The organism is Klebsiella sp. 64 (genome assembly GCF_018223915.1).
Taxonomy (GTDB): domain Bacteria; phylum Pseudomonadota; class Gammaproteobacteria; order Enterobacterales; family Enterobacteriaceae; genus Klebsiella; species Klebsiella pneumoniae.
This window is the reverse complement of sequence record NZ_JAGRQZ010000018.1, coordinates 182,258-206,466: the sequence shown is the minus strand read 5'-3', so window position 1 is coordinate 206,466 and position 24,209 is coordinate 182,258. Positions and strand designations below refer to the sequence as shown.

Genomic DNA, 24,209 nt, shown 5'->3' with positions numbered 1-24,209 from the left:
GAAATCAGAGGTCATCACAGGCCCCCTCGCGCGTTTTGGCGTAGACATCGACGTTCAGGAAGTATTCCAGCGACTTGCGGCGCCAGGTTTTACCGGTGCGCTGATCAGGGCGATTCTCAAGCATCCACCGGCAGTTACTGGCGATGTAGCTCAGGTAAGACTCCCAGTCGGCCAGGGTAAAGCTATGGCCATCAAGCTGACGGGTGATTTTGTTGGCCTTCTGCCAGAACGAGCGGATCAGGTTACGTCGCTTGTCAGTAAGGATCCTGATGCCTTGTGCTTCTGGCAGAACCTGGTGGTAAACCTCAACAACCTGCTCACAGCTGAGAGACGGTTTTTTCGGTTCTGATTTTTTCGATGCTGATGCACTCTCTTCTACGTCAGTAGAAGAGATATTATTTAATATATTGTTTGTGGCACTCTGTTGGCATTCTGTTGGCATAACCTCACTTGTACGCAGCGTGGTTACTGGGTTTGCGTTGGCACTCTGTTGGCATTCTGTTGGCACAAAAAACTGCTGATAATCGTCATATTTGGTGACGGTTAAGAGGGTGAATTTCTTGTTTGCCAGGGTGGTGACCATGCCCATTTTGGCGAATTTGTTCAGAAGATATTTCACCCGGTCAGGTGCTATTCCTGTGTCTTTCGACAGGGTATGTCGCCCGGTGATCACCTGACCGCGGGAAACCGGATACTCACCAAACTCTGTGGTTACCATCCCGTCAGCTGAATTCACCTCCATGATGAGATGGATCCACAGATGGACGGCTTCACTGTCGGTCTTGTAGAACGGCAGCTCTCTTACTTTACGGTGCAGGAATACCAACCCCTGCCCTGATGGCTGAGGTTTTTCCATGGGCTTCTGAGACCCTCTAAAATCGGATATGCGGAGAACGTTACTCACGGCCTTCCTCCTTCCGTTTCAGCTCTTCCAGGATGGCGCGCATTTTCATGCCAACCACCGGGTTAACAGAGCGAATGAAGCGGTCGCGGGTAACATTTTTGTGTGTTTGTGCCTGGTAAAATCTGTTGCTCTTAGGCATAATTACTCCTGTGAATTGATCCAGTTAATTCGCATCAGGCCTCAAAGTGTTGCGAGCACTTTGGGGCCATCTCTTTTCTAAGCAGGCTTGCTACTTCTTTCGCCAGTCGAGACATATCGTCATCGACCACTCCCCACTCCAAGACCGCCAGTAACATCGCTATTTTCGGAATCCAGGTTTCCTTCCATTTACTGATACTCGACTTTGTAAGACCCATGGCATTGGCCACATTGGTCGTCCCCTTCATTGCGATTTGGTTATGCAGCCATGACTCAATATTCCTGGCCTGGTGTTTGTTTCGTGCTGTTGAATTCTCCATCTGCAATACTTCCTCTGGTGTTGTTTGGAATGGCTGAATTACTCAGTCAGAACCCGCTGACTGCTCAATTCAGCTTTGTTTAATCAGGATTTCTGTTATGTGGGAAAGGCTTGATCTCTTCAGCCTTAATTTTTCCATCAGGCAGGGTGTTAACGAAAATCTTCCGCCCTACCCGGATAGCTTTACTAATTGCGGTCTGGTGAACGCCGATGGCATCAGCAGCTCTTGCCTGTCCAACTTCGTCAACGTATTCAGCTAAAGAAATTTTCATGTGGTTAGCTCCTATCAACTCATGAGCAAACAATACCACAAGTATTAAACATTGCAATACCGCGAGTATTTTTAAAATAAGAGCATTGGTATTACTATTTGAAAATGGAAAAGAAAAAGACACTGACATCGGCTCAGATCGCTGACGCAGAAAGACTGAAAGCCCTCTATGAAGCCAAGAAAAAAGAGCTTGGGATAACACAGCAATCAATAGCTGACATGCTAGACATATCTCAGGGTGGCGTTGGGCATTACTTGAATGGCAGGAATGCCCTTAATGCTGCCGTGGCTGCTGTTTTTGCCAGAGCCCTCCAGGTGGACGTCTCTGATTTTAGCCCCAGCCTTGCGAAAGAAATATCTGCAATGAGTGCTGCCGCCACATCGAATGCCAAGTATGTAGGCCAGTACACCCCAGGCATTAAATACCCTGTATTAAGCAAGATTCAGGCTGGGCATTGGTCGGAAGCGTGCGAGCCGTATGCACTTAAAGATATCGATCTATGGCTCGAATCAGACGCTCACATCCAGGGGGATGCGTTCTGGTTGTTGGTCGAGGGGGAATCCATGACTGCCCCGATCGGGCTCAGCATACCAGAGGGTACATATGTTCTTTTTGATACCGGAAGGGAGCCGGTCAACGGAAGCCTCGTTATTGCAAAACTCTCGGAATCAAACGAGGCGACATTTAAAAAACTGATCATTGATGGTGACCAGAAGTACCTGAAGGGCTTAAACCCTCAATGGCCATTGGTTCCCATCAATGGGAATTGCCGGATCATTGGTGTGGCTGTAGAAACTAAGTTGAGACTTGTGTGATCGGCAGCATGCCGCAGACGTACAGGAAGCACGGTTGATTTGTAGAGGATGTTAATCGCTATTACATCCTCTTGACTGTCAACCAAAAAAAGAACAACCAGACAGCGTTGGTTAAAGATATTGCCAGCGCCACTGTTGAAAGCATTTCGGAAAATGTAAATACATCTGGCATAGGAAGACCTCATGACATATAGCGACTGCGTTGCAACAATTGCCATGATTGTAGCCGCCATTGCAGTTCCTGCAACTGGTTATATAAGCTACTACTTTGCCATAAAAGGTGAAAAAAGAAAGGAGTGGAATCAGGTATCAATACCGATTAGAGAGAAATTGATAAGCCATATTGATGATATGCGTAGAGGAGAATTCTCTCATCCTCAAGTAAAACGAATTGATATATTGAGGTTTTCTGACATTAGGAAAAAATTGATAACAGTGATCTTATGAGTGCATTTGATGAGTTCGAAAGCTCACACAGAGGGGAAGAGGTTCTGATAAAAACCAATAAATATACTTATATCGCAGGAGACTTATCAAAGCCGATACGCGCTTCAGAAAAGCTGCTCTCCCTTATAACAAGAAAATAAAACCATATTAATCATAGTTTAAGGAATCACTCTTCCCGCAGCATCAGCACATCCAGTGCCAACTCTACTGCCAGATCTACCTGGTCACCCTGCCACAACACCTGAATCATCTCTATCAGCGCCTCTCTTGATGGCTCTCGCTTCTCAACCAGCAGCTGCATAACCGCTATCCCGATGACCTGCGCTATCTGCGGGTGCATTTCTGCGAAAAACTCATCCTCATTCGACATGCCAACACCCCTTTATGATGTTTTTTTGAGCATAACAGCACTCTTTACAAAAATAAATCAACTTTAAAATCATACCGTTAGTAGTTTTATTAAATTTCATAATACTAGCGGTATTGATATAAAATAATACCCGGAGTATTATCATCTCATCCAAACAACAACGTTGGCGCCGGTGATAGGTAACAACGCTCCGTTAGCCGCGATAAGGCAAAAGGTGAAGAGATGACCGCAAAAAAATATGCCCTTGAGTGCAATTCCGAGTATCTCCGGTACCGCGAGAAATGCCGCAATACTCGCCGAGGTGATGGGGTTCATGACCTGTGGGTTAAGTTGGCATGGCTTAATCGTCGTGACGCAAGGGCGTGGGCTTCTCAGGCTGCATGAGATTAATTTTCGAGGTACTGAAGAATGATCCGAGAACACGAAGTACCTGCATGGCATCGGTTCTGCTTAAAGGTTGCTCTGCTTGTGATTGCGGTTGCATGGGTAAGCTTTGAGTTTTGCTGGGGTGTCGCATGAGCAAACAAGGCATTCGTTCACTGATTTACTGCCTGCTGATCTGCGGTGTTATCTGGGCGGCAGTGGTTATCAAAATTCTGCACGTTACGGGGGTGTTCAATGGCTAACTCAATTCCTAACAGCGGACGCGCCGTGATGATGCGCAATCGCCGCACCGGGGCCGCCTGGCTGGTCAGCTTCGACTATCGCGACGGCAGCTACTGGCATGAGCCGCAGGGTAATCTGCGCCACATCCGCCGGCCATACGCTTCACGCAGCATTGAGCCGAACCTGGTACCAGCCGGGACGCATTAACCGCGCATATCAGCGCACGAATTTAACTGAGCTATCAGGCAGCCATTCCGGTGCCGGGCGTTTCACAACCAAATTTCAGGAGCGAGCTATGAACGCATACCGCGCATATGACGTGATCGAAGAGCGTAAGTGGGCTGAACAGTCGCTCACCGAAGAGAAGCAAAAGTGGATTGACGATCGGGCGCAGGAAATTATCGACTCCCTGCCGAAAGAGCCGTCAGGCCTGTTCCGCTTCTCTGTACCTATGGACAAAAGCCCATACGAAGGCCTCCGCAGCGATGCAGCTGGCGAGGCATATAACGATCTCATTTCGGCAGTAGCTTACGCCCAGGCGGAATACGACTGGGATCACCGCACCGGCTGCCCGTTTTAACTTTGAGGGGAATTCTATGAGCACAGCACTTTCTACAATGGCCGGGAAGCTTGCCTCCCGCCTCGGCATGGATGCCGGAACTGACCTGATGAACACGCTGAAAAATACTGCATTTAAGGGTGGGAATGTCACTGATGAGCAGTTCACGGCACTGCTGATCGTCGCCAACCAGTACGGACTGAACCCGTGGACGAAAGAGATTTATGCATTCCCGGATAAAGGCGGAATTGTTCCAGTGGTCGGCGTTGACGGCTGGGCTCGAATTATCAACGAACATCCTCAGTTTGATGGAATGGAGTTTGCCTACGACAAGGAGGAAGGCGCGTGTACCTGCAAGATATACCGGAAAGACCGCACACACCCGACCATCGTTACTGAGTACATGGGAGAGTGCAAGCGCAATACTCAGCCATGGCAGTCCCACCCTACCCGCATGCTTCGTCACAAGACGCTGATCCAGTGTGCGCGTCTCGCATTCGGGTTTGCTGGCATCTTCGATCAGGACGAAGCCGAACGTGTCATTGAAGGGAGTACGACAGAGGTTCATGTAGGGCATGAATCGGATGGCCGCCGCCCGGAACTTATCGCAAAAGGTGAGTCTGCCGCGCGCCTTGGAACCGTTAAGTATCAGGAATTCTGGGTGGCGTTGAGCGCAGAAGAGAAACAGGTTATCGGCGCGGTTGAGAAGCGCCGCATGTATGACATGAGCCTTGCAGTCGACAACGCAGAACCTGTCGATGCCGCAGCGCCGGAGGATAAATGATGGAACAGCGCACCCCAGAATGGTTTGCCGCTCGCTGCGGAAAAGTCACAGCTAGCCGCCTTGCTGACGTCATGGCCAGAACCAAGTCTGGCTATGCAGCAAGCCGACAGAACTACATGGCCGAGCTGATTTGCCAACGCCTCACCGGGAAGCTTGAAGAAGGTTTCTCCAATGCCGCAATGATGCGCGGAACAGAACTCGAGCCGGTAGCGCGCGAAATGTATGCACTGAATGAGTTCGATGCCGAAATCACTGAGGTGGGGCTTATCGATCACCCAACTATACCAGGATTCGCAGCAAGTCCTGATGGGCTTGTTAATGGTGATGGGCTTATCGAAATTAAGTGCCCCAACACCTGGACTCATCTTGAGACCTTAAAAACTGGCGAGCCAAAACGCCAATACCTGCTGCAGATGCACGCTCAGATGATGTGCACAGGGCGTAAATGGTGTGATTTCGTTAGTTTCGACGATCGTCTACCGCCAGACCTCGCCTATTTCAAAAAGCGCATTCACTTCGACGAAGCACTGGCAAATGAGATTGAGTCCGAAGTGAAAAAGTTCCTGGAAGAGCTGGAGAAAGAAATTTCCAGCATAAAAAACCACGACCATGCCGCATGAGAAAGGCAGACACGAAAAGAGGTGCGCAATGACTGATTATGGCGGATCGAAAACTCCAAAAAATGAACGTGACTACTGGCAAACGCCGATTGAAATTTTCAACGCGCTCGACCGCGAGTTTGGCTTCTGGCTGGATGCTGCAGCCTCTGAGAGTAATGCGCTATGCGCTCACTACCTCACTGAGCTGGATGACTCGCTGAACAGCGAATGGACGTCATGCGGGGCGATATGGTGTAACCCGCCCTATTCCGATATCGGCCCGTGGGTAGAAAAGGCTGCTGAGCAATCCCGGGCGCAGTCTCAGGCCGTAGTGATGTTGCTACCGGCTGACATCTCTACTGGCTGGTTTATTTCAGCCATGCAATCAGCTGATGAACTCAGACTCATAACCGGCGGCCGTGTTCAGTTTGTTCCGGCATCCGTTACAGGAAAGCGCCAGAGCAACCCAAAAGGCTCGCTCCTGTTTATTTGGCGCCCGTACATCACCCCGCGACACATCATCACGACCGTATCGCTGGCTGAGTTAAAGCGGATCGGGAATCTGGAGGCTGCATGACGCCAGAAGAAAAAGAAAACGCTCTCCGCGCCCAGGCTCGTCGCTGCGCAGAAGAGATAACCAAAGCGATGAGCGTAAAGCCTAAACCGAAGTGGAACGCTGTATGCCCCCCATCCTTCGCAAGCACTACGAGAAGGTAAAGCCGATGGGTGTCAGCCTGGTGAAATTTGTCAGTGTTATTGGCCGCATGAATGGGCGGTATGGAGTGGAGTCATGAGCAAAAACCTACACATCGAACTCGGTGATAAATACGTCGTCACAGGGTCAACGCATGACCTCATCCTGAACGAGAAACGCATCATTAAGGATGGTAAGAACGCCGGTCAGGAAACGCTGGCTCGACTCGGCTACTACAGCAAGTTTGAGCACCTGGTGAAGGAGTTATGCCACCGGGAGATTCTTCAGTCAGAAGCTCAGTCACTGGAAGAATTACGCGACTACATCTTTGCGCTCGGCGAGAAACTGAGTAAGGCGATGGAATCATGAGGTTGAAAATGTATACCCCATCTGGGTCTGTGATCGTCGAAACCAACGACGTTGCGCAGTTTTACCCAGACGTTGCAAGCGGCGGAGAGCTGACCACAATCGAACTGGTTTCGCCAGCCGGCAACCATGGGAAGGTGGCAGTAAAACATAGCTTCCACCAGGTGGCTGGCGCTCTCGCCACGGCCTGGAAAATGGATGAAGACAAGGCAGGTGCAGCATGAGCAAATACGTAAATCTTGATATCTCGATAATGAGCAAGCTTAGCGAGACGCCTTCTCCGTTTAGCCGCCTGTTCTCTGGTGACGTAGGGGCTGAGTGCGTCGATATAGCGAAGGATGAAGGAGATAAAAAAGAGTCGTTCCGCATCCTCGACCGCCGATTACAGGCCTTGCGTAAATTGGGGGTGATTGCCCATGTGAAAGGTAAAGGATGGGTGAAGTTATGAGCGCAGAACTCATCGATCAGGACAACGAGCTGGCAGAGCGCCGGCTGGAAATGACCATCCAGAACATGCGCATCAACCATGCGGCAGTCTCAGCTACTCACTGCCGCGACTGCGGGGAAGAGATACCCGAGCGGCGCCGGGAACTGGTGGCGGGATGCCAGCGCTGCGCTGACTGTCAGGAAGAGTTTGAAGAACGTGGCAAGCATTTGGCTTTAACGAGAGGTGGAAGATGAAACATGAGATGCAACCAGATAGCCTTGTTGATCTGAAATTCATCATGGCGGATACTGGCTTTGGAAAAACCTTCATATACGACCGGATTAAGTCCGGCGATCTCCCCAAAGCCAAACTCATCCACGGCAGAGCGAGGTGGTTATATAGTGACCACTGCAAATTCAGAGAAAAGCTCCTGTCCCGCTCCGATGGGTAAAGCAACGAGTAAAATATTTTTCACACGTAAAAAACATCATCCATTTCAATCCCCTGCATATCAGGTTAGATGTATGCAGGGGACACCATATAAAAGTTGCCCGCCATTCACCACGATGACCTAAACGCCAGCCAGAACGTATTCTTCTCGTAATCATAATTAGCCAACGATTTCAGTATGGTTAGTCCTGCCAGAAAGGAACGTGTCTTTGTCGATCACGCACACAATAAACCGACAGCAACGCGCATTTCTGCGTACAATACCTTCTGAATTTTTCAGTCACTAGCCGCGACCTTTTACAACCTTCTCTGGACGATACAGGAGCCAGGCGTTGATATGAAACAGATCACCCTCAGCGATATGCAGCAGCAGAGCGAAGCGGCAGCCAGTGCTCCGCGCCTGCGTGCCCATCGCAATTTTCATCCCGAACTAAGCGACCCGATACAGCGTCTGGCCATCGCCATGGAACCCGGCACCTATATCCGCCCCCACCGGCACAGGCATACTTTCGAACTTTTACTGCCGCTGAAAGGCCGATTTGTGGTGCTGAATTTTGATGACCACGGCGTGGTCACCAACCGGGTGGTGCTGGGTGAAACCTGTACGGCGCTGGAAATGGAGGCTGGCACCTGGCATACGGTGCTCTCGCTCGACGCAGGCGGCATGGTATTTGAAGTCAAACAAGGCGCTTATCAACCGCTTGCCGAAATGGACACTATGGCCTGGGCGCCTGCTGAAGGCCAGCCAGGCACTGCCGAAATGATGGCCTGGTATGCCATCGCGCAACCGGGTGACCGCTTCCTGTCTATGCCGCAATAACTACAGGTAGCTTCGACAGGCGCCGCAGGCGTCTGTTTGATACTTCCTGCCGACCACAAAGTTTGCCAAATTGACCGTCCCTTTTTTCGTGCTCCGCTCATACTCACCTTAAATATTGCTGCTAAACAGGAAGAAACGCTTATATTCAGCAAACTATTTTTCTCTACGAATAAGAGATGATAAGATAACGGGAAAGAGTAAATATGCGGCAGCAAAACAATAAAAACAGCCAATTTATCGATATATTATTCTCAATGTGAATGGATTTTGTTAATCAGGTAAAGGAAGTCAGCAGAAAAAATAAATCATTGTCATTGATGCTTTTGCTCACCATGGCGATTTATTTTTTCATCGACATACAATTCTTATGAATATTACAGAACGGAATATCTGGAAGCTAAATAATTTACCGCCAATGGAGTATTGCTCTCTGGCGCGGGCGCAAAAATTATTAAACTGCGAACTGGAAGACATTCTTCACTGGCATGATATAGGCGCAATCAATCTATGTCTTAAGCTTAACCCAACGCCGGGAATATTAAAAATCGCCGTCCTCTCCCATCAGGAAAAAGAGGTAACCAGCGCGTTTAATCCATTTACCTCAGTCGAGGCAGGAGAAACAGTCTGGTCGCATCACTCCCATATCCGCAGCATTCTGCGGCTTGAAGGCGATATTCCGACGATGGAAACCCTGCGCGGAAATACGGTAACCCAGTTCAACGTAAAGGTATTTGCTTCAGGGCTCTGGCATCCACACTGTCGGAACCTAATGGCGCTGCTGGAGGCGCCAGATGATATTCTTTTCGAAAACCGCCTCAGCATGATGCTGCCGGATAAACCATTTGTTTATTGTCATTTCATTCCAGAGGAAGACGAACGCCCCTCGATATCATTGAACCGCATCTATATCACCAGCCAGGCCATTGAGAAAATATACGCCCACAGTATTAGCGCCCGGCCTATGGACGTGACGAAAAATCCGCTACTGGATCAAACCCGTTACATCCAGCAGGAATTAACCGTCCTGCCGCAAAGTGAGGTATTGCTGGAATTTATCCATTATCTTGTTCAGTCCCATACTGTATTTAATGAGAAGTTGCAGAGTATGGCTGAGCCAGACAAGACTCAGCTCTTTCATCACGTGCTGAAAAGGCTTAAGGAAGAAGGCATGCTTATAGAGAATGCCCAGCCCGATGAAGGCGATATCGGCAGCGAAGCCAGCCGTGAGTCGCAGTTCGCCGGCGAGTAACGTAGTCCTTCAGGCAAGGGACTGGCGGTTTTCCTGCTCAATCGTTATCGCGTTCTCTCGGGCCAGGGTGATGAATTCGCGCGCTGCGGCGCTCTGCCAGGCGCCCTGCCGCTGCAATAAACAGGCCGTGCGCTGCAGCAGCGCAGGTCTTAGCTCAATCGCCACCACATCATCAAACTGTCCGGCGATCGCCGCCGGCAGCAGCGTTGCTAACGTTGTGCTTCGAATAACCGACAGAACGGCCCCGATGGAGTTGGCCTCCATCCGCACGTCTGGTTCGAGCCGATGAAGGCGGCAATAACGATCAATCTGCTCGCGGGTAGCAAACTCGCTGCTCAGTAAAATTAGCGGCTGGGCGTCGAGAGCCTGCAGTTGCAAGTCGCGCTCTCCTGCCAGCGGATGCGCACGGCTCACCACCAGCGCAAGCGTTTCCGTCAGCAGCGGCTGAACCACAATTTCCTGTGACCGGCTGTCGTCAAAGGCAATCCCCACATCCAGTTCATCCTCCAGCAGCATCGCCTCCATCCGCTCCTGGTTCATCTCCTGGATAAGCACTTTTACTCCAGGATAGCGTCGGTAGTACGCCTCCATCAGCGGGCCCAGCATATAGGTAGTGAAAGTTGGCGTCATAGCAATGCGGAGTTTACCGTGCTGGAGATCTTCTGCGTCATGCAAGGCGCGCCGACCTTCCTCAAGCTCGCGTAACGCGCGACGGGCATACTCCAGCCAGATCTCTCCAGCATCGGTCAGGCGAATACGTCGGCCAGAGCGGTCGAAAAGCTGAACCTCCAGCATCGCTTCCAGCTGGCGTATCTGCTGTGACAGCGCAGGCTGGGAGACATGCAGCGCCGCGGCGGCGCGGGAAAAGCCACAATGTTCAGCCACAGCGATAAAGTAGGAAAGTTGGCGCAGAAGCATCGGCCCACCTATAAGAAATTCCAATAGGCATTATCATAAATAAGTCTTTTAACTTATGAAACAAGAGACGTACCCTCTTCGCACGACCCTCAACATATTTCACCTTTAACATCGTTTTATGCAGGAGTGACTATGTCCGCTCACGATCGTTATCTTCAGCGCGCATTAGTGCTGGCAAAACAAAACATTGCTGACGGTGGGCGCCCCTTCGGCGCCGTGCTGGTGCGGAATGATGAGATTGTCGCTGAAAGCGTCAATACCTTTCATCTGAGCGGTGACCCAACGGCGCATGCCGAACTGAACGCCGTTCGCGATCTTGCCGCCAGACTGGGAAGCGCGGTGTTGCGCGAATGCGTCATCTATGCCAGCGGACAACCTTGCCCTATGTGCCTGAGCGCGCTCTATTTAACCGGCGTGCGGGAAGTGTTTTTCGCCAATAGCAATCAGGACGGGGAGCCTTTTCAGCTCTCGACCGCCGCGATTTATCAGCAGCTGCAGCAGCCGCTGGCCCAGCAAACGCTGCCGATCCATCATCGCCCGCAGCCGGAGGGAACTGAACTTTATCAGCGCTGGGCGGAACGGCAGTCATGACACCAGCGCTGCGACAGAACCTGACGCTGGCAGTCCTGGTACTGACTGGGATCAATATGCGGCCGCTGCTTACCTCCATTGGTCCTTTGCTGCCGGACATCCGCGCAGCCAGCGGCATGAGCTATACCCTGGCCGCACTCCTGACCGCGCTGCCGGTGATCGCGATGGGGGTGCTGGCGCTGGCCGCTGGCTGGGTCGATCGCTATATCGGTCAAAAGCGCAGTATTGCGCTGAGTATGCTGATTATCGCGGCAGGCGCCCTGCTGCGGGAAATCGCTCCGAATAGTGGCTTACTGCTCACCAGCGCTCTGGCCGGAGGAATTGGCATCGGCATTATTCAGGCCGCCATCCCGGCGGTAATTAAGCACCTCTTTCCCCGACGGACGCCGCTGGTGATGGGACTATGGTCAGCGGCGCTGATGGGCGGCGGCGGGTTAGGCGCCGCGTTCACCCCATGGCTGGCGTCACATAGCGCGGCCTGGCATGATGCGCTAGCCTGGTGGGCGCTCCCTGCGCTCCTGGCTCTGTTCAGCTGGCTGGCGATTTGTCGGCAATTGCCTCGCGCACCGCATCAGGCCAGCGCTTCCCCCCGGGTCGCGATTATTGGCCAGCGCCGCGCCTGGACGCTGGGACTCTATTTCGGACTGATCAATGCCGGTTACGCCAGCCTGATCGCCTGGCTGCCTCCTTACTACATCCAGCTAGGCGACAGCGCCCAGTACAGCGGTTCGCTGCTGGCGCTGCTGACCGTCGGGCAAACCGCCGGCGCGCTGCTGCTCCCGGCGCTGGCTCGCCAGGAGGATCGGCGCCAGCTTCTTCTGCTAGCGCTGGCGCTACAGCTGATTGGCTTCTGCGGCTTTATCTGGCTGCCAGAGCATTTCTCTGCGCTCTGGGCCATTGCCTGCGGCGTGGGGTTGGGCGGCGCGTTTCCTCTGTGCCTGGTGCTGGCGCTGGATCACGCCGGACAACCGGCAGTGGCCGGCAGGCTGGTAGCCTTTATGCAGGGGATCGGATTTATCATCGCCGGTCTGTCGCCCTGGCTTTCCGGCCTGCTGCGTAGCCTGAGCGGGAACTACACGCTTGACTGGTCCTGGCATGCGATCTGCGTCCTGCTACTCATGGCGCTGACGCTGCGCTTTATCCCGGCACACTACCCGGCCGAGTGGCGACAGCGCGCCTCAGACCTGCCCTGAACCGACGGCGGCGCGTGGCAAAGATAATGCCGCGCGCTCTCGTTGGCCTTCTCCGCCCGCCCCATCGCTAAAACCCGTTTCCTTCGCGTCGCTGGCGCTAAATTTATTACCCTGTGAAATTAATGTGTCGCCGAATCACGACACTCGTAAGTAACTAAAAATTAATAAAAAAATGCCTCTTGTTTCCCTGATTTTTTAGGCGTACATTAGCGCCATCTGGAGCACTAAACGCACAGAATTACGGGCTGCTGCAGGGTGAAGTTACACTGGCGACAGCCCTTGAAAAACAGAACAATTAATTCATTTGAACGTCGCACAAGCGCGTGGAGTGATGAGTCGTGAAATACTTCTTTATGGGCCTCTCTTTTATGGTCATCGTTTGGGCCGGTACTTTTGCCCTGATGATCTAGACTGCAGCGGTGTCAAAAAAAACGGGAGCCTTCATGCTCCCGTTTTTATTTTGCCGTGCTGCCCGCAGCGCTAGCTCGCGGAGGCCAGCAGACCATCCGCGCGGAACATCGCCTTGATACCGCGGATCGCCTGGCGCGTACGGTCCCGGTTCTCGATCAGCGCGAAGCGGACGTGGGTATCACCATAGTCGCCAAAGCCAATCCCCGGCGAGACGCAAACCTTCGCTTCATTAAGCAGCTTTTTCGCAAACTCCAGCGACCCCATGGCGGCGTAAGGTTCCGGTATTTTCGCCCACACGTACATAGACGCTTTCGGACACTCCACCATCCAGCCGGCCTCATGAAGCCCTTTGACCAGCACATCGCGACGGCGCTTATACTGTTCGGCAATATCGCGCACGCACTGCTGATCGCCCTCCAGCGCAGCTATCGCCGCCACCTGCAGCGGAGTAAAAGTCCCGTAGTCATGATAGCTTTTGATACGAGCGAGGGCATTCACCAAAGTCTTATTACCCACCATAAAGCCAATGCGCCAGCCGGCCATGTTATAGCTTTTCGACAGGGTAAAGAACTCGACGGCGACATCCCGCGCGCCGGGCACCTGCATGATGGAGGGCGCTTTCCAGCCGTCATACACGATATCGGCATAGGCCAGATCGTGGACGACCAGAATGTCATACTGCTTCGCCAGAGCGACAACCTTTTCAAAGAAATCCAGTTCGACGCACTGCGCGGTCGGATTTGAGGGAAAGCCAAGGATCATCATCTTCGGCTTCGGATAGCTCTCGCGGATGGCGCGTTCCAGCTCGTTAAAGAAATCCACCCCTTCCACCAGCGGCACTGAGCGCACCTGCGCCCCGGCGATTACCGCACCATAGATATGAATCGGATAGCTGGGGTTCGGCACCAGTACGGTGTCGCCATGATCCAGCGTCGCCAGCATCAGGTGCGCCAGCCCCTCTTTCGAACCAATGGTGACGATCGCTTCCGATTCCGGATCGATATCGACGTTATAGCGTTCTTCATACCAGCGTGAAATGGCGCGACGCAGGCGCGGGATCCCCCGCGAGGTAGAGTAACCATGGGTGTCAGGCCGTTGAGCAACGGTGCAGAGTTTTTCCACGATATGCGGCGGCGTCGCGCCATCGGGATTACCCATACTGAAATCGATAATATCTTCGCCGCGCCGACGCGCAGCCATTTTCAGTTCAGCAGTAATGTTAAAAACGTACGGAGGGAGACGATCGATACGCGTAAAACGGCGTTCAGGACTGGATTCAGCCATAGGTTCCTCTAATTAACGTTAGCGCCCGGACCGTCCGAGCGACGCTGCCGCTGTTGCGGCTCGTTTAGAAAATAACCTGAAAAAATTCATGTTGTCGAGAGGCCCGTTAAAAAATATTCCCTGGCATCTAAAACGGGTATCGACTGCGCTAAATGCGGCAGTTCATTGGCGGAATAATCCCGGGTTGTATAAAAGTGGTAACACACTGATATCTTTCTTAACACAGAATATTATCGTTAATGGCGAAGACCGCCGCTATCGCGATGCTTTTTAATTAATCCCCTTTAAAAAGTGCAACTTTTCCGCTTTATGGTTCCACGGCTGGTCTTCTGCCGTCAGGTTTTTTATCATGTCCCTTTCTGGCCACTGACGCGGCGCACCCATGCACGAAATCTTTACTATGATGCTGGCGGTCTATGATCGTGCGGCCCTGATGCTTATTTGCCTCTTTTTCCTTATTCGCCTGCGCCTGTTCCGCGAACTGTTGCATAAGTCGGCCCATACTCCGAAAGAGCTGCTGGCGGTGACAGCCATTTTCTCGCTGTTCGCGCTATTTAGTACCTGGTCCGGCGTCCCGGTTGAGGGGTCCCTGGTGAACGTGCGCATTATCGCCGTGATGTCCGGTGGGATCCTGTTTGGTCCCTGGGTGGGCGCGATTGTCGGGGCGATTGCCGGCGTGCACCGCTATTTGATTGATATCGACGGCGTGACCGCGGTGCCCTGCTTTATCACCAGCATTGTCGCCGGCCTGCTGTCGGGGTTGATTAATCGTAAAGTGGCCCGCGAACAACGGTGGAAAATCGGCATTCTGGCGGGGATGATGTGTGAAACTCTGACCATGATCCTGGTGGTGGTCTGGGCGCCTTCCCTGAGTCTCGGCGTAGATATTGTTTCGAAAATTGGTATCCCGATGATCCTCGGCAGCGTCTGCATCGGCTTTATCGTGCTGCTGGTGCAGAGCGTTGAAGGGGAAAAGGAGGCCAGCGCGGCGCGGCAGGCGAAACTGGCGCTCGATATCGCCAACAAAACCCTGCCGCTGTTTCGACACGTTAACAGCGATTCTCTGCGCCAGGTTTGCGAGATTATCCGCCGCGACATTACCGCCGACGCGGTGGCGATCACCAATACCGAGCACGTGCTGGCCTACGTGGGCGTCGGTGAAGCCAACTATCAACGCCACGACGATATGATTAGCCCCACCACCCGGCAGGCGATTCGTTATGGGAAAATCATCATAAAAAACAATGACGAAGCCCACCGTACCCCGGAGATCCACTCCTTGATGGTGATCCCGCTGTGGGAAAAAGGGGTGGTGACCGGCACGCTAAAAATCTATTACTGCCACGCCCATCGCATCACTTCGACGCTGCAGGAGATGGCGATTGGCCTGTCGCAAATAATCTCCACCCAGCTGGAAGTCTCCCGCGCCGAACAGTTGCGGGAGATGGCCAACAAAGCGGAGCTGCGCGCCCTGCAAAGCAAAATTAACCCGCATTTTTTATTTAATGCGCTGAACGCGATCTCCTCCTCGATTCGCCTTAATCCGGACACCGCGCGCCAGCTCATTTTTAATCTGTCGCGCTACCTGCGCTATAACATCGAATTAAAAGACGATGAGCAGATTGATATCAAACGAGAGCTGTATCAGATCAAAGATTATATCGCTATTGAACAGGCGCGATTCGGCGACAAGCTGACGGTCATCTACGATATTGACGACGACGTCAGCTGCGTGATCCCGAGCCTGCTTATCCAGCCGCTGGTGGAAAATGCCATCGTTCACGGTATTCAACCCTGTAAAGGCAAAGGCGTGGTGACGATCGGCATTAACGAGTGCGGCAATCGGGTACGCATCAGCGTTCGCGATACGGGCAACGGTATCGATCCCGCCGTGGTTGCCCGCGTGGAAGCCGATGAGATGCCGGGTAACAAAATCGGCCTGCTCAATGTGCATCATCGGGTGAAACTTCTCTACGGCGAGGGTTTGCATATCCGCAATCTGACGCCGGGAACCGAAATCGCCTTTTATGTCCCCAATAACTCTACGCCGCAGGCGCTGACGGAGTCGCTGTTGTCATGAGCGGAGAAAAGATGAAAGTTATCATTGTGGAGGATGAGTTTCTGGCCCAGCAGGAGCTCTCCTGGCTTATTAACACCCATAGCCAGATGGAGATCGTCGGCAGCTTTGACGACGGCCTGGACGTGCTGAAATTTCTCCAGCACAACAAGGTCGACGCCATCTTTCTCGATATCAATATTCCGTCGCTCGACGGGGTTCTGCTGGCGCAAAACATCAGCCAGTTTGCCCATAAACCTTTTATCGTCTTTATCACCGCGTGGAAAGAACATGCGGTGGAAGCCTTTGAGCTGGAAGCATTTGACTACATCCTGAAACCTTACCAGGAGTCGCGCATCATCAATATGCTGCAAAAGCTGACCACCGCCTGGCAGCAGCAAAATAACGCTGCTTCAGGATTAGCCAGCGCGGCGCCACGGGAAAACGACACCATCAATCTGATCAAAGATGAGCGGATCATCGTCACCAGTATTCATGATATTTATTATGCCGAGGCGCATGAAAAGATGACATTCGTCTATACCCGCCGGGAGTCATTCGTCATGCCGATGAACATTACTGAATTCTGCAGCAAACTGCCCACCGCGCATTTCTTCCGCTGCCACCGCTCGTATTGCGTAAATCTCAGCAAAATTCGGGAAATTGAGCCGTGGTTCAACAACACCTATGTGCTGCGCCTGCGTGACCTGGAGTTTCAGGTTCCGGTCAGTCGCAGTAAAGTGAAAGAGTTTCGCCAGTTGATGAATCTGTAGAGAGCGGAAAGCACCGCCATCCGGGCTACGACGGTAGCCCGGGAGAAGAATGCTTAAAGCACCTGGCCCAGCGTCTGACGCAGATGCGCGCCGGAGCCCAGCAGGCCTGGGTTATCATGCACAATCAGGTAAACCGGGATATCCTGAACATAAGCTTTAAAACGGCCTTTGTCTTCAAAACCGCCGCGGAAACCAGAGGCTTTAAAGAACTCCAGGAAGCGCGGCACGATGCCGCCGGCGATATACACCCCGCCAAACGTCCCAAGGGTCAGCGCCAGGTTACCGCCGAAGCGTCCCATAATGACGCAGAACAGCGACAGCGCCCGACGACAGTCAGTGCAGCTGTCCGCCAGCGCTCGCTCGGTCACCTCACGCGGCTGCAGGTTCTCCGGCAGTCGGCCGTCCGATTTGACAATCGCGCGATACAGGTTGACCAGCCCGGGACCTGAGAGCACGCGTTCTGCGGAAACATGCCCCAGCTCGGCGCGTAGCTCTTCCAGAATGATCCCTTCTTCTTCGCTGTTCGGGGCAAAATCAACATGACCGCCTTCGCCCGGCAGGCTGACCCAACGCTTATCAACGTGGACCAGATGCGCCACGCCGAGCCCGGTCCCGGCGCCATAAACGGCGATCGGTTTGCCCGCTACCGGCGCACTGCCGCCAAACTGAATAAGGTGCTCAGCTTTCAGCATCGGAATGGCCATTGAAACAGCGGTAAAATCGTTAATTATCTCCAGATGGGCAAAGCCGAGGTTGCGCTTCATTTCGGCGATAGAGAAAGCCCAGGTATGGTTGGTCATCGCCACCCAGTCGCCGGTAATCGGGCATGCGATGGCGATACAACCTTCGTTGACCGTTACCTGGTGCTCCTCGAGGTAGACGCGCACCACTGCCTCCAGACTGGGGTAATCGAGCCCGGAATAGGTCTTTGCGCGAGAGATCTCTCCACTCGCCAGATCACATAGCGCCAGGCGGGCGTTGGTCCCCCCGACATCTCCTACTAAAGCAAATTTTGTCATTCCGTTACGGCTCCGCTAAAGTCAAAATAAATCTTTTGGCACACTGTAAATTCATGGCGGCTTAACAACAACGTCCAACGCGCAGACGCCCCTTGTTTAGCGACACAGGTCACATTTAGTTTGTAATCTATGCAAGGTAGCCTGTAAAGGACGCGCCGGATATCAGATGTCACCTTAACTTTATCGTTTCAGCACCATTTGCATCGACGGTCTCCGCTGACGAAGGCAAAGTAGTGCTCCAGCACTTTTACAAGGACATTTCCATGCTCCATCCTCGCGCCAGAACAATGCTGATCCTGTCGGTGCCGGCCATCCTGATAGGTATCGCCTGCAGCCTGATCCTGATCGTGGCGATGAAGGTTGCCGCGCTGCTGCAGCGCGTGCTGTGGAGCAATCTGCCCACGCAGTTAGGGGTGAGCGCCGACAGCCCGCTGTGGATCATCGCCATGCTGACGGCGACAGGGATCGCGGTGGGTCTGGTCATTCGTTACAGCCCCGGGCACGCCGGGCCGGATCCAGCGACCGAGTCGTTAATCGGCGCTCCCATTGCCACCGGCGCGCTGCCCGGACTCCTGGCCGCACTGATCCTCGGCCTCGCCGGCGGCGTCAGCCTCGGCCCGGAGCATCCGATTATGGTGGTGAATATCGCGCTGGCTGTCGCCGTCGGCTCCCGACTGTTTCCGCGCGTCAGCTCGCTGGACTGGACCATCCTCGCGGCCTCAGGCACCATCGGCGCCCTCTTCGGTACCCCGGTTGCCGCCGCGCTGATTTTTTCGCAAACCCTCAATAGCAGCAACGATACGCCACTGTGGGATCGCCTCTTTGCTCCCCTCCTCGCCGCCGCCGCCGGCGCGTTGACGACGGGTCTGTTTTTCCATCCCCATTTTTCGCTGCCGATCCCGCACTATGGTCAGATGCGCTTCGTTGATATTCTCAGCGGCATTATCGTCGCCCTGATCGCTATCGCCGTCGGCATGGTGGCCGTCTGGTGTCTGCCGCGACTGCATGCCCTGATGCATCGGTTGAAAAATCCAATCCTGACCCTCGGCATCGGCGGGCTGCTGCTGGGGATCGTGGGGACGATAGGCGGGCCCTTAACGCTATTTAAAGGGCTGGATGAGATGCAGCAGCTGGCCTTCAGCCAGACGCTAACCGCCGCGGATTTTCTGCTTATCGCGCTGGTCAAACTGGCGGCCCTGGTTCTTGCCTCAGCCAGCGGCTTTCGCGGCGGGCGAATTTTCCCGGCGGTGTTCGTCGGGGTAGCGCTGGGGCTGATGCTGCATGCTCATGTTGACGCGGTGCCGGCGGCAATCACCGTTTCCTGCGCGATCCTCGGCATGGTGCTGGTCGTCACTCGCGACGGCTGGTTGAGCCTGTTTATGGCCGCCGTGGTGGTCCCGGATACGACTCTGCTGCCGCTGTTGTGTATGGTGATGCTCCCGGCCTGGCTGCTGCTGGCCGGGAGACCGTTGATGATTGCCAAACGGCATAACGATTAAACGCGGCTGTTTCGCTCCTCAAGGGCCTGCGTCACCGCGCGCAGGAAATCGGGGATATCCATTTTCGGCAGCATCACTTCTACCAGGGTGAGGGTATCGGAGGTGATGCTCTCCGTCATCGCCTCCCGCAGTTCAGACGTCTGAGTGACCCGCCGGCAGCGCGAAGCAACGTCAGGGGCGAAGGCTTCCGGCAGCCGCTGCCAGTCCCACAGAGCGATGTCATTGTAGCGCTGCTCTGGACCATGAATCGCCCGTTCCACGGTATACCCTTCGTTATTCAGCAGCAGAATAAGCGGCTTTTGCTTATCACGCAGCATGGAGCCCATCTCCTGAATGGTCAGTTGGGCCGCGCCATCGCCGACAATTAGCACCACCCGCCGCTCCGCCGCCGCGGTTTGTGCGCCATAGGCGGCCGGGAGAGTAAAACCAATCGAGCCCCACAGCGGCTGGACGATCAGCGATGCTTCAGAGGGCAGCTTCAGCGCCGCAATGCCAAAGGCGGCCGTCCCCTGATCGGCGAGAATAATATCCCCCGGACGCAGGGCGCCCTGCACCGTCGCCCAGAAATTTTTCTGGGTCAACTCGCCTTCAGCGCCCTCCTCAGCCTCCGGCGCCACGACCTGAGGCGTAGCCCACTCCGCCGCCAGCGGGGCGGAAAGCGTCATCAGCGCGGCCAGGGCCTTATCCATCGGCACCCCGCTGAACCAGTGATCGCCCACCCTGACGGCGAAGGGCTGGATCTCAATAGTCTTTTCCCGCGCCAGATGTTGGGTAAATCCTGCGGTGATGGTGTCGGTGAAGCGCGTGCCAATGCAGATGATGGTGTCGGCGTTTTCAATCGCCTCCCGGGTCTGCGGCGCGCTGGCAATCCCGCTGTAGGTGCCGACAAACCCGCTCTGCTGCTCATCGAACAATCCCTTGCCCATGAGCATCGTCGCATGGGCGACAGGCGTTTTCGCCACCCACTCCCGGAGCGTCTTCTGCAGGCCATAACGTTGCGCCAGGAAGTCCGCCAGCAGGGAAATGCGTCGGCTGCCCCGCAGCAGGCGGCTGGCATGTTCGCAGAACCCGGCAAGCTGGTTTTCATCCGCCGGAGCGGGCTCCACCAGCAAGCGCTGGGCTGGGGCAATCGCTGCCGCTCTGGCGACATCGGCTGGCAGCATCAAATAGCCGGGGCGATGATGCGTCAACATATCGCGCAGCACACGGTCGATTTCATGGCAGGCGTTGCCGGCGGTCAGCAGCGCCTGGCTACAGGTGATCTGCTCGCTCATGCGGGCGAAATGGCGAAAATCGCCATCGCCGAGGGTATGGTGCAGCAGTTCGCCGCGCTGCTGGGCGCCGGTAGAGGGCGCACCGACAATATGCAATACCGGAATATGTTCCGCATAGCTACCCGCAATGCCGTTCAGCGCGCTCAATTCGCCGACGCCGTAAGTGGTCAGCAGCGCACCGGCCCCTTTGATGCGCGCATAGCCGTCAGCGGCATATGCCGCATTCAGCTCGTTGGCGCAGCCGACCCACCCCAAGGCGCTGTGCGCGATGACGCGATCGAGAAACTGTAAGTTGTAATCTCCCGGCACGCCGAACAAGCGGTCAATACCGCAGTCGACAAGGCGATCCAGCAGATAATCCCCAATAGTGTAGGTCGGTTGCATATCCATTATCCTCATTTTGGTGCAGGTGTAATTTGAGTATTGAATAAGCGATCCGCCTGTCCAGATGGGAGGTGATAATGGCAGTGTAAAGCAATAATTACGCAGAAAAAGCAGTGTACTCCACGCAGAACATTGTTTAGTGTAAACGTATACACACCCTGTTTTGTCGGCGGAGGAAGAATGGTTTACCAGGCAAGCACCACGCGATATCAAACGATGGAGTACCGTCGCTGCGGCCGCAGCGGTCTGCAACTACCGGCCATTTCCCTTGGCCTGTGGCATAACTTTGGCGATGAAACGCGAGTGGAAACCAGCCGGCAGATGCTCCTGCACGCTTTTGACCTCGGTATAACCCATTTCGATTTGGCCAACAACTATGGGCCGCCGCCGGGCTCGGCGGAAAGCAACTTTGGCCGCATCCTGAAAGAGTCGCTCCTGCCTTATCGCGATGAGTTAATCATCTCCACTAAAGCAGGCTACACGATGTGGGACGGCCCTTACGGCGACTGGGGATCGCGAAAATATTTGGTAGCCAGCCTTAACCAGAGCCTTAAACGCATGGGGCTGGAATACGTCGATATTTTTTACCATCACCGGCCTGATCCACAGACGCCGCTGATGGAAACGATGCGTGCGCTCGATCATCTGGTTCATCAGGGTAAAGCGCTATATGTCGGGATCTCCAACTATCCTCTGGCCCAGGCGCGGGAGGCGGTGAAGATCCTTAACGACCTCGGTACCCCCTGCATCATTCACCAGCCTCGCTACTCGATGTTCGAACGCGGCGTGGAAGAAGGATTGCTGGATTTTCTGCAGACGGAAGGGATTGGAAGCATAGCGTTTTCACCGCTGGCCGGTGGGCAACTTACCGACCGCTATCTCAACGGCATTCCGGCCGACTCGCGCGCCGCCAGCAGCAGTCGTTTTCTGCAGCCGGAGCAACTGACTCCTGCCCGATTAGAAAAAATTCGTCAGCTTAACAGGCAGGCGGAAGCGCGTGGGCAGAAGCTGTCGCAGATGGCGCTGGCCTGGGTGTTGCGCGAAGAGAAAGTCACCTCGGTGCTGATCGGCGCCAGCAAAACCGCGCAACTGGATGATGCCGTCGGCATGCTGCAGAATCGCCATTTCACCACCGAGGAGTGCGCGGCCATCGACGCCATCCTTGCGCTGTAAAGCAAATGTTACTTTAGCAAAAAGTGCTCTTTCCTGCGCTTTCGGAGTTCGTCCGATGCGGCAGGTCTTTACCGGCCCGTAATATCAGGTTAACAGGCCGCTTACGGCCCCGATCGTGAAGGAGAAGAGTATGTTCAGGTCACTGATTCTGGCAGCAGTACTGCTGGCCGCAGGGCCACTGGTCGCTAACGCTGGTGAAATCACCCTGCTGCCGTCGGTAAAATTACAAATAGGCGATCGTGACAATTACGGTAACTACTGGGACGGTGGCAGCTGGCGCGACCGTGATTACTGGCGTCGTCACTATGAATGGCGTGATAACCGTTGGCATCGTCATGACAACGGCTGGCACAAAGGCTGGTACAAAGGCAGAGATAAAGCCTGGGAGCGCGGCTATCGTGCTGGCTGGAACGACCGCGATGACCACCGCGGCGGCTGGGGACGCGGCCCGGGTGGGCGCGGTCACGGTCATGGACATGGCCATCACTAACAAACGAAAAGGGGAGCCCATCGGCTCCCCTTTACTTTATTCAGCATCAGGAATCAATTAATCCACCCCGAGCAGCGACCCCACTATTAACCAGCCGTTCAGGCTCACCACAATAGCGACTATCGCCCAGCCGATGCCTCTCACCCAACGGGTATTCACCAGGTCCCCCATCAGCTTCGCATTGCTGGTAAATATCAGCAGCGGCACCAGGGCAAGCGCAATGCCAAAGCTGAGCAACACCTGACTCATTACCAGGATGCGCGTAGGATCCAGCCCCAGCAGAATGACGACAAACGACGGCAGCATGGTGATCGCCCGGCGAAACCACAGCGGAATATGAAAGCGGATAAACCCCTGCATAACGACCTGACCTGCCAAAGTGCCCACCACGGTCGACGATAAACCGGCGGCAATCAGGCTGAGGCCAAAGATGGTCGCCGCCGCGTGGCTCAGCAGCGGCTCCAGCGTCATGTAGGCCTGATCGAGATCGGCGACGCCGGTATGGCCATTAAAGTGGAATGCCGCCGCAGCGGTCGCCATCATCGCCAGATTGACGAACCCGGCAATGGTCATGGCGATCGCCACATCCCAGCGGGTCGCGTTATAGCGTTCTTTTCGCGTTCCGCCATGCAGATGCTGGGTAAGCGAGGAATGTAAGTAAATGACGTGCGGCATGATTGTCGCCCCCAGTACCCCGGCGGCTAAGAATACCGCCTCCCCGTTGGGCAGCGTGGGGATCACCAGCCCTTTCGTCAGAGGAGCCAGCGCGGGCTGGGAAAAGATCAACTCCACGACATAGGCCACGGCGACAAACAGCAACAATCCACCGATCACCTTCTCCAGTGGTTTTTGTCCGCGCCGCTGCAGCATCAGGATCAGAAAAGTCGCCACCCCGGTCAGCACCGCCCCCTGCAGAAGCGACACGCCGAGCACCAGCTTAAAGCCAATTGCGGCGCCGATAAATTCAGCCAGATCGGTGGCCATAGCGATAATTTCCGCCTGTACCCAGTAAAACCAGACAACAGGACGCGGGTAATGGTCGCGGATCTGCTCGGCCAGGTTTTTGCCGGTGGCAATGCCCAGTTTGGCAGAAAGCACCTGGATCAGCATCGCCATCAGGTTAGCCCACACCACGACCCACAGCAGCTGGTAGCCAAAGCTGGCGCCGGCCTGAATGTTAGTGGCGAAATTACCCGGATCGATATAGCCAATGGCAGCGACGAAAGCCGGGCCCATTAAGGCGAGCTTCACCTTGCGCGCGGCGCGACTACTGCTATTCTCAACGCGACTGCTAGTCATCTTCTGCCTCTGGAAATATAGCCTTT

At 54.3% G+C, this 24,209-nt stretch carries 35 protein-coding genes and 1 pseudogene; 25 read left to right on the top strand and 11 right to left on the bottom strand.

What is annotated here, in order from left to right; genetic code table 11:
• Nucleotides 1-4: 4 nt before the first annotated feature.
• The 4 genes from KHQ23_RS14430 to KHQ23_RS14415 all read right to left on the bottom strand — a co-directional run bounded on the left by KHQ23_RS14430 (nucleotide 5) and on the right by KHQ23_RS14415 (nucleotide 1,633).
• Nucleotides 5-856 (bottom strand): DNA replication protein, encoded by an 852-nt coding sequence (locus KHQ23_RS14430; protein WP_211776915.1) that lies wholly within the window; start codon nucleotides 854-856, stop codon nucleotides 5-7.
• A 40-nt stretch (nucleotides 857-896) separates the two neighbouring features.
• Nucleotides 897-1,043, bottom strand: a complete 147-nt coding sequence (locus KHQ23_RS14425) for a hypothetical protein (RefSeq protein WP_004151298.1) — start codon at nucleotides 1,041-1,043, stop codon at nucleotides 897-899.
• A 34-nt stretch (nucleotides 1,044-1,077) separates the two neighbouring features.
• Nucleotides 1,078-1,362: a CII family transcriptional regulator gene (locus tag KHQ23_RS14420; protein ID WP_038435002.1), complete on the bottom strand. Its 285-nt coding sequence runs from the start codon at nucleotides 1,360-1,362 to the stop codon at nucleotides 1,078-1,080.
• 79 nt (nucleotides 1,363-1,441) lie between these two features.
• The gene (locus tag KHQ23_RS14415; protein WP_001548452.1) at nucleotides 1,442-1,633 is read right to left on the bottom strand and encodes a Cro/CI family transcriptional regulator; all 192 of its coding nucleotides are present in this window, start codon (nucleotides 1,631-1,633) and stop codon (nucleotides 1,442-1,444) included.
• A 104-nt stretch (nucleotides 1,634-1,737) separates the two neighbouring features.
• On the opposite strand from KHQ23_RS14415, the gene KHQ23_RS14410 reads away from it, so the two are divergent.
• A complete protein-coding gene (locus tag KHQ23_RS14410; RefSeq protein ID WP_064146708.1) occupies nucleotides 1,738-2,448 on the top strand; it encodes a LexA family transcriptional regulator in 711 nt (236 codons plus the stop codon).
• Between the two features lie 183 nt (nucleotides 2,449-2,631).
• A complete protein-coding gene (locus KHQ23_RS14405) occupies nucleotides 2,632-2,895 on the top strand; it encodes a hypothetical protein (protein WP_211776908.1) in 264 nt (87 codons plus the stop codon).
• A 166-nt stretch (nucleotides 2,896-3,061) separates the two neighbouring features.
• Here the strand turns inward: KHQ23_RS14405 and KHQ23_RS14400 are convergent, their stop codons facing one another.
• The gene (locus KHQ23_RS14400) at nucleotides 3,062-3,265 is read right to left on the bottom strand and encodes a hypothetical protein (RefSeq protein ID WP_019725100.1); all 204 of its coding nucleotides are present in this window, start codon (nucleotides 3,263-3,265) and stop codon (nucleotides 3,062-3,064) included.
• A gap of 500 nt (nucleotides 3,266-3,765) precedes the next feature.
• Between KHQ23_RS14400 and KHQ23_RS14395 the strand changes: the two genes are divergently transcribed.
• The 14 genes and pseudogenes from KHQ23_RS14395 (at nucleotide 3,766) to KHQ23_RS14335 (ending at nucleotide 9,819) form a co-directional block, all read left to right on the top strand.
• A complete protein-coding gene (locus tag KHQ23_RS14395; RefSeq protein ID WP_167875476.1) occupies nucleotides 3,766-3,891 on the top strand; it encodes a hypothetical protein in 126 nt (41 codons plus the stop codon).
• The gene (locus KHQ23_RS14390; RefSeq protein ID WP_032717012.1) at nucleotides 3,884-4,078 is read left to right on the top strand and encodes a hypothetical protein; all 195 of its coding nucleotides are present in this window, start codon (nucleotides 3,884-3,886) and stop codon (nucleotides 4,076-4,078) included. Before KHQ23_RS14395 ends, KHQ23_RS14390 begins: the two co-directional genes overlap by 8 nt.
• An 88-nt stretch (nucleotides 4,079-4,166) precedes the next feature.
• A complete protein-coding gene (gene gamL / locus KHQ23_RS14385; protein ID WP_060578944.1) occupies nucleotides 4,167-4,451 on the top strand; it encodes a host nuclease inhibitor GamL in 285 nt (94 codons plus the stop codon).
• Between the two features lie 16 nt (nucleotides 4,452-4,467).
• Entirely contained in the window at nucleotides 4,468-5,214 is a 747-nt protein-coding gene (gene bet, locus KHQ23_RS14380) for a phage recombination protein Bet (RefSeq protein ID WP_008807812.1), read from the top strand.
• A complete protein-coding gene (locus tag KHQ23_RS14375) occupies nucleotides 5,211-5,834 on the top strand; it encodes a lambda exonuclease family protein (protein ID WP_048328006.1) in 624 nt (207 codons plus the stop codon). Before bet ends, KHQ23_RS14375 begins: the two co-directional genes overlap by 4 nt.
• Before the next feature lie 28 nt (nucleotides 5,835-5,862).
• Nucleotides 5,863-6,390, top strand: a complete 528-nt coding sequence (locus KHQ23_RS14370) for a phage N-6-adenine-methyltransferase (protein WP_064392100.1) — start codon at nucleotides 5,863-5,865, stop codon at nucleotides 6,388-6,390.
• A pseudogene (locus tag KHQ23_RS26310) lies at nucleotides 6,387-6,607 on the top strand (hypothetical protein). The gene KHQ23_RS14370 and the pseudogene KHQ23_RS26310 overlap by 4 nt, the downstream one beginning before the upstream one ends.
• Nucleotides 6,604-6,876, top strand: a complete 273-nt coding sequence (locus KHQ23_RS14365) for a DUF5405 family protein (protein WP_049195670.1) — start codon at nucleotides 6,604-6,606, stop codon at nucleotides 6,874-6,876. Before KHQ23_RS26310 ends, KHQ23_RS14365 begins: the two are co-directional and overlap by 4 nt.
• Nucleotides 6,873-7,097 carry a hypothetical protein gene (locus KHQ23_RS14360; protein ID WP_096903563.1) on the top strand — a complete coding sequence of 75 codons (225 nt, stop codon included), beginning with the start codon at nucleotides 6,873-6,875 and terminating at the stop codon, nucleotides 7,095-7,097. Before KHQ23_RS14365 ends, KHQ23_RS14360 begins: the two co-directional genes overlap by 4 nt.
• The gene (locus KHQ23_RS14355) at nucleotides 7,094-7,321 is read left to right on the top strand and encodes a hypothetical protein (RefSeq protein WP_211776909.1); all 228 of its coding nucleotides are present in this window, start codon (nucleotides 7,094-7,096) and stop codon (nucleotides 7,319-7,321) included. The genes KHQ23_RS14360 and KHQ23_RS14355 overlap by 4 nt, the downstream gene beginning before the upstream one ends.
• Nucleotides 7,318-7,554: a TraR/DksA family transcriptional regulator gene (locus KHQ23_RS14350; RefSeq protein WP_211776910.1), complete on the top strand. Its 237-nt coding sequence runs from the start codon at nucleotides 7,318-7,320 to the stop codon at nucleotides 7,552-7,554. The genes KHQ23_RS14355 and KHQ23_RS14350 overlap by 4 nt, the downstream gene beginning before the upstream one ends.
• Nucleotides 7,551-7,751 carry an AlpA family transcriptional regulator gene (locus KHQ23_RS14345; RefSeq protein WP_023301637.1) on the top strand — a complete coding sequence of 67 codons (201 nt, stop codon included), beginning with the start codon at nucleotides 7,551-7,553 and terminating at the stop codon, nucleotides 7,749-7,751. Before KHQ23_RS14350 ends, KHQ23_RS14345 begins: the two co-directional genes overlap by 4 nt.
• Nucleotides 7,752-8,087: 336 nt before the next feature.
• On the top strand, nucleotides 8,088-8,570 hold the full coding sequence (locus KHQ23_RS14340; protein ID WP_004174945.1) for a WbuC family cupin fold metalloprotein: 483 nt from the start codon (nucleotides 8,088-8,090) through the stop codon (nucleotides 8,568-8,570).
• Between the two features lie 367 nt (nucleotides 8,571-8,937).
• Nucleotides 8,938-9,819 (top strand): hypothetical protein, encoded by an 882-nt coding sequence (locus KHQ23_RS14335; RefSeq protein ID WP_023313458.1) that lies wholly within the window; start codon nucleotides 8,938-8,940, stop codon nucleotides 9,817-9,819.
• A gap of 9 nt (nucleotides 9,820-9,828) precedes the next feature.
• Here KHQ23_RS14335 and cynR read toward each other — a convergent pair whose 3' ends face one another.
• Nucleotides 9,829-10,737 carry a transcriptional regulator CynR gene (gene cynR, locus KHQ23_RS14330; protein ID WP_004149227.1) on the bottom strand — a complete coding sequence of 303 codons (909 nt, stop codon included), beginning with the start codon at nucleotides 10,735-10,737 and terminating at the stop codon, nucleotides 9,829-9,831.
• A gap of 132 nt (nucleotides 10,738-10,869) precedes the next feature.
• Between cynR and KHQ23_RS14325 the strand changes: the two genes are divergently transcribed.
• From KHQ23_RS14325 to ypdK, 3 genes are all read left to right on the top strand, one after another.
• Nucleotides 10,870-11,328, top strand: a complete 459-nt coding sequence (locus KHQ23_RS14325; protein WP_009486224.1) for a nucleoside deaminase — start codon at nucleotides 10,870-10,872, stop codon at nucleotides 11,326-11,328.
• Nucleotides 11,325-12,521 carry a CynX/NimT family MFS transporter gene (locus KHQ23_RS14320; protein WP_023313459.1) on the top strand — a complete coding sequence of 399 codons (1,197 nt, stop codon included), beginning with the start codon at nucleotides 11,325-11,327 and terminating at the stop codon, nucleotides 12,519-12,521. The genes KHQ23_RS14325 and KHQ23_RS14320 overlap by 4 nt, the downstream gene beginning before the upstream one ends.
• Before the next feature lie 338 nt (nucleotides 12,522-12,859).
• Nucleotides 12,860-12,931 carry a membrane protein YpdK gene (gene ypdK, locus KHQ23_RS14315; protein ID WP_099119320.1) on the top strand — a complete coding sequence of 24 codons (72 nt, stop codon included), beginning with the start codon at nucleotides 12,860-12,862 and terminating at the stop codon, nucleotides 12,929-12,931.
• A gap of 70 nt (nucleotides 12,932-13,001) precedes the next feature.
• Here the strand turns inward: ypdK and alaC are convergent, their stop codons facing one another.
• Nucleotides 13,002-14,216: an alanine transaminase gene (alaC, locus tag KHQ23_RS14310; protein WP_002913372.1), complete on the bottom strand. Its 1,215-nt coding sequence runs from the start codon at nucleotides 14,214-14,216 to the stop codon at nucleotides 13,002-13,004.
• A gap of 88 nt (nucleotides 14,217-14,304) precedes the next feature.
• Here alaC and KHQ23_RS14305 point away from each other — a divergent pair, with 88 nt between their 5' ends.
• Nucleotides 14,305-14,490 (top strand): phytanoyl-CoA dioxygenase, encoded by a 186-nt coding sequence (locus KHQ23_RS14305; RefSeq protein WP_032421610.1) that lies wholly within the window; start codon nucleotides 14,305-14,307, stop codon nucleotides 14,488-14,490.
• Here KHQ23_RS14305 and KHQ23_RS14300 read toward each other — a convergent pair.
• A complete protein-coding gene (locus KHQ23_RS14300; protein ID WP_032415287.1) occupies nucleotides 14,487-14,600 on the bottom strand; it encodes a hypothetical protein in 114 nt (37 codons plus the stop codon). The two genes, KHQ23_RS14305 and KHQ23_RS14300, sit on opposite strands and share 4 nt — an antisense overlap.
• Between KHQ23_RS14300 and KHQ23_RS14295 the strand changes: the two genes are divergently transcribed.
• Complete coding sequence (locus KHQ23_RS14295) at nucleotides 14,599-16,296, top strand: sensor histidine kinase (RefSeq protein WP_004149230.1); 1,698 nt, start codon at nucleotides 14,599-14,601, stop codon at nucleotides 16,294-16,296. The two genes, KHQ23_RS14300 and KHQ23_RS14295, sit on opposite strands and share 2 nt — an antisense overlap.
• An 11-nt stretch (nucleotides 16,297-16,307) precedes the next feature.
• Entirely contained in the window at nucleotides 16,308-17,045 is a 738-nt protein-coding gene (locus tag KHQ23_RS14290; protein WP_002913374.1) for a LytTR family DNA-binding domain-containing protein, read from the top strand.
• 53 nt (nucleotides 17,046-17,098) lie between these two features.
• On the opposite strand, the gene glk is transcribed toward KHQ23_RS14290, so the two are convergent.
• The gene (gene glk / locus KHQ23_RS14285) at nucleotides 17,099-18,064 is read right to left on the bottom strand and encodes a glucokinase (RefSeq protein WP_002913377.1); all 966 of its coding nucleotides are present in this window, start codon (nucleotides 18,062-18,064) and stop codon (nucleotides 17,099-17,101) included.
• A 263-nt stretch (nucleotides 18,065-18,327) separates the two neighbouring features.
• Here glk and KHQ23_RS14280 point away from each other — a divergent pair, with 263 nt between their 5' ends.
• Entirely contained in the window at nucleotides 18,328-19,563 is a 1,236-nt protein-coding gene (locus KHQ23_RS14280) for an ion channel protein (RefSeq protein WP_032421613.1), read from the top strand.
• On the opposite strand, the gene KHQ23_RS14275 is transcribed toward KHQ23_RS14280, so the two are convergent.
• The gene (locus tag KHQ23_RS14275) at nucleotides 19,560-21,221 is read right to left on the bottom strand and encodes an alpha-keto acid decarboxylase family protein (RefSeq protein ID WP_004159719.1); all 1,662 of its coding nucleotides are present in this window, start codon (nucleotides 21,219-21,221) and stop codon (nucleotides 19,560-19,562) included. The genes KHQ23_RS14280 and KHQ23_RS14275 overlap by 4 nt on opposite strands.
• Nucleotides 21,222-21,401: 180 nt before the next feature.
• Here KHQ23_RS14275 and mgrA point away from each other — a divergent pair, with 180 nt between their 5' ends.
• Nucleotides 21,402-22,394 carry an L-glyceraldehyde 3-phosphate reductase gene (gene mgrA / locus KHQ23_RS14270; protein WP_002913417.1) on the top strand — a complete coding sequence of 331 codons (993 nt, stop codon included), beginning with the start codon at nucleotides 21,402-21,404 and terminating at the stop codon, nucleotides 22,392-22,394.
• 130 nt (nucleotides 22,395-22,524) lie between these two features.
• Nucleotides 22,525-22,884, top strand: a complete 360-nt coding sequence (locus KHQ23_RS14265; RefSeq protein WP_002913419.1) for a DUF2502 domain-containing protein — start codon at nucleotides 22,525-22,527, stop codon at nucleotides 22,882-22,884.
• A gap of 57 nt (nucleotides 22,885-22,941) precedes the next feature.
• On the opposite strand, the gene KHQ23_RS14260 is transcribed toward KHQ23_RS14265, so the two are convergent.
• Complete coding sequence (locus tag KHQ23_RS14260) at nucleotides 22,942-24,183, bottom strand: Nramp family divalent metal transporter (protein ID WP_002913421.1); 1,242 nt, start codon at nucleotides 24,181-24,183, stop codon at nucleotides 22,942-22,944.
• Nucleotides 24,184-24,209: the final 26 nt, after the last annotated feature.